Genomic DNA, 5,985 nt, shown 5'->3' on the forward strand with positions numbered 1-5,985 from the left:
ATTAGCGCTCAGCTCGAAAATCTTGCCGAGGGCTAAATTTGCCCCGTAGTAGGTTCTCGTTACGTCGTATTCGGCCCTTCCCGAGGCCAGAGAAGCCTCGTAGTCCGATTTGATGCGACCGATTTTGGCTCCCGATTTGGCATAGAAATTTTCCGCCAAGTCGAATTCGCTCACAATGCCCGCCCCCGCGTATTTGAGATCGCCGCTGCCTTTGACGGCGAAATCATTTAAGCTCTCATATTTACCGCCGCCCGTTTCTACGTATCCTCCCAGGCTCGCGCCGTCCCCAATACGGCCCATCGCTCCTGCGAGCACGGAGATACCTTTGTTTTCTACATAGGAGCCGGAATTGTAGCGCATATTAAAACCTCCCGCATACGCAAACGTTCCGTCTGCGGTATCCGTTATTCCCGAAAGGATATCGTCGCTTTGATTTATCGCGCCTAGCACCGCGGCGCCGGTTTCCAGCGTATTTTTATTTTGCGCCATTAGCTTCGCTCCGATTCGATCAGAATTCGGCAGAGGCTGCGGATCGGGATTTATCGTGATTTTGGTTACGTCGGCGATCAGGTCTTTATCGTCGTTAGCGCTACGCAAGGCGAATGTATAGGCAGTCGAAAGCCCGCTTTGAACTAACTGTTCGGAGCGGTTAGCCATATCGCCGAATTTTATCCCGCTTGCGGTTTTTATGAGATTTACGCGATCGCCCGATTTGAGCTTATCCGCTCCGTTTGCTATACCCACGCCGATAGTCGCTTTGCTTATATCGGTTAGCTCGCCGCTTACTAAATTTAAAATCGTCTCGTCGTTTGCGGTATCCGCGGCTAGATAGAAATTGAGTTTTTCAAAGCCCGCGATCGATTTAAACGTATCGTTTTTGCCGTAGACGTTGAAAGTGTTACCGCTTAATTTTTGGTTTTCCCGACCGAATGCGACGCAGAGATCCAATCGGCTCCAATCTTTATCGCGGACATATACGTTAAGCACGTTATCTCTCGCTTCCGCACCGTCGTGCGCCCACATTATATTTGCAACGTCTATCCTACCGCGAAGATCGTCCGCATCTTTGAGATTTACGACGTTGTTCGTAAGCTTACTATTTCCCCATGCAAATGCGGCCCGCATAGCGCTCAACGAATCGCCGATCGTGCCGCCGTTGATATTTAAAACGTTACCATCGGCGGTGCCGCTATTGCTGAGATACGCAGCGGTAAAGGTAGTCGTTAAACGTTCACCTTTGGTACCGTTGATATTAAGCGTATTTTCATTCGCCGCACCCCCATTGATATCTACAACCGAAAGACCGTGATAAATCATAGTGCCGTTTAAATTTAAGACATTTTTCGTAGCCGTAGCTCTACCGTTTGATTCAACGAGATGCGTTTTCCTGAGCTCACCGCCGTTTAGATTCAGCGTATTTTCGCTAAATACGGTACCGTTCTGCTGCGAGGAAGCTACGTTTATACTATTGAGCGTACCGCCGTTCATCGTCAAAGCATTGCCCTTAAGCGTCTGATCGGCTGCCGTGGCGCTATTTACGATGATATTATTCAACGGGGAATTATCGCTCGGTTGGCTATCGAGCGTAATTATCTGCGCGGCGGTCGGATTTTTTACCGTTAGGGTTCCGTCGTCGACGTCTTTTTCATAGACGTCGTAATTATTTAAATCCGTGGTTTTATCGATCGTAAGCGGATTCGCAACGGGTATGGCGTAAAGTTGGCCAGCGAGCGCCAAAGATAAACTCGCGCCGATAGTTTTACTGTGCATTTTGAACTCCTCCATAAATGCGAGATGAAATAGCGGCAAGCGAACTCAATTTAGCGACGCTTTTGCACGCTAAAATTTGAAATTTATTATACTCCTATCAATATTAAAGAATCATTAACTATTAAATTTTTAAAGTAGCATTAAAAAATATTCGTTTTGCGGCGTAAATTTAAAGCACAAACGCAATAAATTTCGCTCAATTTACATTGTGAAATCGCAAAAATCGCCCACCCTCAAGAAACGAATTTAGCATCACGCCGGCGCATAAATTTGCAGCGCAACGGTAACGCCGAATTGATGCTGCGGGCTCGTAGCAAATGCTCCGCGATATTGGTAAATTTCCGAGCGCGATTGCGTTAGACGGTCGCTTCGCGCCGAAAATACGGGCGTTAAATTTGACGCTCGCGGCAAAATCAAGTGCAGCTTCGAGCCGGCCCGATCGTAGACGGCATCGGAAGCAATACGGCGCGTAAAGCCTTAAATTTCGGCGCGGAGCCGTTTACCGCCCGTATCCTCCCCTACCTTTTAAATTTTCGTCGTAATCCACCCCGTTCGTCATTCGCCTGCGCGAAGCGTCAAATTCATCGCGCAGCGGGCTTTTGCGCACGTTAAACTGCAGCGGCTCTATGCCTAAAATATCGGCGAGCACATGAGCCAGATCGTCGCTCATAAAAGGCTCGTCCTTCGCCGCGCCTATGCGCCGCCAAAGCTCCGCATGATCGGCGATAAAGCTTTTTGAAGCGATGAAAAGCAGCGGAATTTCGTAGGTGAATCGGGTATTGATGTTGTGCCCGATGAGGCCGTTTTGCTCATAGATATTCTCTCCGTGATCGCTGAGATAGACGATGAGGCTGTCCTCATCCGATAAATTTCATTCACCACGTAGTCGTTATACAGCACGCTGTTATCGTAGCACGCGAGGGCGACCTTTTGCTTTTGCGTAAACGGTAAGGCGATATCGTCGCTTTTAAATTTATCAAATTCCTCGGGATAGCGTTTTTTATAGTCCATATGATTTCCCATGAGATGCACGACGTAGAAATTTCGCTCGCGCTGCGATTTTTTCGCCTCTTTGATGATCGGCAGCAGCGCGCCGTCGTGCGCGACTCGCATGCTATCGAGCTGATCGCTTGTGGAAAGAAAGATGCTTTTTTTCGGCGCGATCGGCGGCACTTTTTGCGCTAAGGGCAAATTTGCCGAAGGCTTCTTGATTGCTGATCCACATCGTGCGAAAGCCGCTCAGCGCGAACATATCGATGATGCTAAGGCTCTCAAACCACGGCCTTTCGCGCTCGCTTTCGTAGTCGCTGAAATTAAGTATCCGCATCAGCGCGGGATTGGTCGCGCCGTAGCACGAAACCGTATCGCTAAATTTAATAAGCAGCCCCCGCCGCTGCAGATCGTTTAGCAAAGGCGTCGTATCTTTGCCGTATCCGTAAAGCGACATATGGCCGCGTGCAGGCTCTCGCCGATAATCAGCACGACGTTTTTAATCTGCGTTGCGTTAAAATCAAGCGCGAAATTCGCCCTCTTCGCCTCGTCGTAGCCACGATCGATGCTTTGCAAATCGGCAAGGAAATTTGCATCGCCGAGATACTCTTTTACGACGAACGCGAACTCAAGCGGAGCGTATGTGCCGAGCGTCGCGCGATAACGCTCGCCGCCGCTTGCGATTTTGGTCGCCGTAAAAATGCAAAAAATGACCACACAAATCGGATAGATCACGCTAAATGCGGCTCGCAGCCTCGCGCTGCACGAGCTTTTTTTTAAACTTCAGCGCGACAAACGTCGCGGTCGCGAATGCGAGCAAAGAGCAGATCACGCCCGCGCTGAGAAATTGCGCGGCGAATTCCTTACTTTCGTTCGCGTCGGTGTGGATTATCGCATCGAGCGCGACGACGTTAAAAGCGGAGTCGAAAAAAATGACCAAAAAGAGCGAGATAGCCGCACAAAGCGCATTGATCGCCAGCGCAAACAGAGCGGCAAGCCCGAAAAATCTTCTAAAAACGACGAAGCAGAGATGAAAGATGAGCAAATTTATGATCAAAATGCAGCAAAAATCCTCAAAGATCCGCGAAAATATGCGATCTTCCACGCCGTAAAAGTAATACGCCCGCGCCGCGCAAACGATCAAATTAAGCGCGACGACGAGCCAAAATACACCCACCGCGCCGCATAGGCCGAAATAAAATTTCGGCGCGGGCGCAAGCAGAGCCCTCGCTTTATCAAGTAGTAGTTGAACCATTTTTGCTCTTTATTTTTAAATTTACATCTGCCACATCGCTGGAACCGCTGCGGCGCAGTCTCGCATCCACAAATTGTGCCGCGCTTCAAGTCGGCTCACGCCAACGCAATGAGAACAGGCGGTAAATTTTACGCTTACAAATTGTGCCGCGCCGAAATCTCTACCGCAAAATTGAGCGCGTCTGTTTTTGCGCCGCGATCGGCGAATTTTTGCGCGACACGATGCCGCAAGGCAAATTTTACCTGCCGAAATTTGAATGCGGCGAAATTGATGCGACATTTTCTGTTGCGAAATTTGCCGCACGGCGCGCTTCCTAAACGGCAAAATTCCGTGCCGTGCCGCGTATCAAAAATACGACGCGATTGAGTGCATAAATTTAAATCCGCAAGACACCGCACCAAAAACAACTGCCGCGCGCAAATCCCACGCACAGACGCACGCTCGCGCAGAATTTACGCGCAAAATGCAAGCCCGCTTTTTGCATCAAATTTATGCAGCGGGTATTTGCGCGAAATTTCGCAGCAGCCCGGAGCGTGCAAATTTCACGCCGAGCAAACGTGCATGTACGAGGCGCTAACGTATCGAAATTTCGCAGCGAATGCGTGAAATTTCTCGGCGCGGGCGCATCACCAAATTTCATCACCAAATTTCATCACCAAATTTTCGCCGGCCGAATTACCTTACTCGTAGCCGAAAATTTTAATCCCCGTGTCGCTCTGCTCGTAGCGCAGCGCAGGGATCTTTTGCAGTAGATTTTTTAGCTTTTCCAGATCGTTTTTCCGCCCGCCGTCGAAGGCTCGCGGTACCCACACCCACGCGATCTCGTCGTATGCAAACGAGCCTACCGTAAAGCTAGCCCGCTTTGAGCTCGCCTCCCATTTGGAGGAGTTTTTGATAGCATAGAAGTTTGGATAGAGGATTTTTTTAATGATGAAGCATTTGCAAAATTTAAAATCCGCGAAAAACTCCGCCCACGTCGCATCCTCGGTAAAATAGCCCTTCGCGCGCAGGCGCTTTTTCTCTTTGCGCAGCCTGATCGGCTCATAAAATCGCTGCCAAGCCCTCGCGCAGGCATCCATAAACGCGAGTATGCGGGCAAAGTAAATTTTAAAAAGCGCCTTAAAAAGCTCCATCTACTTCTCGATCTGCGATTTTAGCGACTTGTCGATTGCGATCTCGTTTGAGTTTATGTCGATCGTTTGAAGCGCCTTGTCCTGGAAGATAAATCCGACCTCCTTCACGCCGAAGCTCTTGGCGATCGCTTCCAGCGTGTCGGTCGCAGATTTGTGGATCTTGCCGCCAAGATCGTTGATGATTTTTAGCGAGAGCTGCTTGACCTCGTCCTTGGCGTCGTCGATGAGATGGTTTTTATCGCTTTCGTCAAAGCTCGCGCCGAATAGTCCGTTTAGCGAATCGGGCAGCAGAAACGGCAGCAGCTTGGCGTTTTTCTCGTCGTAAATTTTCATATCTTTGATCGAGTATTTGTATTTGCACGGCGGCATCTTGATCTCGTAGCGATCCTCGCCCTGCGGCAGTATCGCAAACTCGGGGCTTAGCAGGTCGTAAACGAACTCGATCTCAAACTCGAAGATGATGGCGATCTGCTTTTTCGTCATCAGCGGCGAGACGAGCGAGCCCAGTAGCCCGCTGCCTACGTTTTGCTTGCGCGTGACGATCTCTTTGGAATAAATTTTAAAAACGCTCAGCTCGCCGATGCTTTTAAGCCGCGTGATGTCGGTGGCAATCTGCGGCTTGCCAGTCTGCTCGCTGCTTTTGCGCATCTTAAAAAACATAAAAACCAAGATGCAAAATATCACTAAATTTAGAAGAAAAGCAAAATTTTCCAAATTTCATCCTTTAAAATTTTATCGGTATTTTAGCAAAATACGGCGCCGATTTGTAGTGCAATTAAAATTTTACGATTTTTGCAGCAAGAAATTTTAAAATCGTAAAAGAAATTTTAAAGAAGC

The 5,985-nt window shown here is 48.9% G+C and carries 7 protein-coding genes and 1 pseudogene; all 8 read right to left on the bottom strand.

Annotated features, from left to right (window positions below; genetic code table 11):
• Positions 1–1,770, bottom strand: a 1,770-nt coding sequence (locus Q0174_RS01345; protein WP_298041154.1) for a hypothetical protein, incomplete at its 3' end; no start/stop codon positions are given.
• Positions 1,771–2,269: 499 nt separating this feature from the next.
• The gene (locus Q0174_RS01350; protein ID WP_005872049.1) at positions 2,270–2,440 is read right to left on the bottom strand and encodes a hypothetical protein; all 171 of its coding nucleotides are present in this window, start codon (positions 2,438–2,440) and stop codon (positions 2,270–2,272) included.
• A 15-nt stretch (positions 2,441–2,455) separates the two neighbouring features.
• Positions 2,456–2,883, bottom strand: a pseudogene (locus Q0174_RS01355) (sulfatase-like hydrolase/transferase); the annotation flags it as partial.
• 1 nt (position 2,884) lies between these two features.
• Positions 2,885–3,217: a sulfatase-like hydrolase/transferase gene (locus Q0174_RS01360; protein WP_298041156.1), complete on the bottom strand. Its 333-nt coding sequence runs from the start codon at positions 3,215–3,217 to the stop codon at positions 2,885–2,887.
• The gene (locus Q0174_RS01365) at positions 3,175–3,477 is read right to left on the bottom strand and encodes a hypothetical protein (protein WP_298041158.1); all 303 of its coding nucleotides are present in this window, start codon (positions 3,475–3,477) and stop codon (positions 3,175–3,177) included. Before Q0174_RS01365 ends, Q0174_RS01360 begins: the two co-directional genes overlap by 43 nt.
• 19 nt (positions 3,478–3,496) lie before the next feature.
• The gene (locus Q0174_RS01370; RefSeq protein WP_298041160.1) at positions 3,497–4,015 is read right to left on the bottom strand and encodes a hypothetical protein; all 519 of its coding nucleotides are present in this window, start codon (positions 4,013–4,015) and stop codon (positions 3,497–3,499) included.
• A gap of 680 nt (positions 4,016–4,695) precedes the next feature.
• A complete protein-coding gene (locus tag Q0174_RS01375; RefSeq protein ID WP_298041162.1) occupies positions 4,696–5,148 on the bottom strand; it encodes a hypothetical protein in 453 nt (150 codons plus the stop codon).
• Positions 5,149–5,862, bottom strand: coding sequence for a DUF4230 domain-containing protein (locus tag Q0174_RS01380; RefSeq protein WP_298041164.1), 714 nt, complete (start codon positions 5,860–5,862; stop codon positions 5,149–5,151).
• Positions 5,863–5,985 lie beyond the last annotated feature (123 nt).

Origin of the sequence: uncultured Campylobacter sp. (genome assembly GCF_937996225.1) — a bacterium.
Lineage (GTDB): Bacteria > Campylobacterota > Campylobacteria > Campylobacterales > Campylobacteraceae > Campylobacter_B.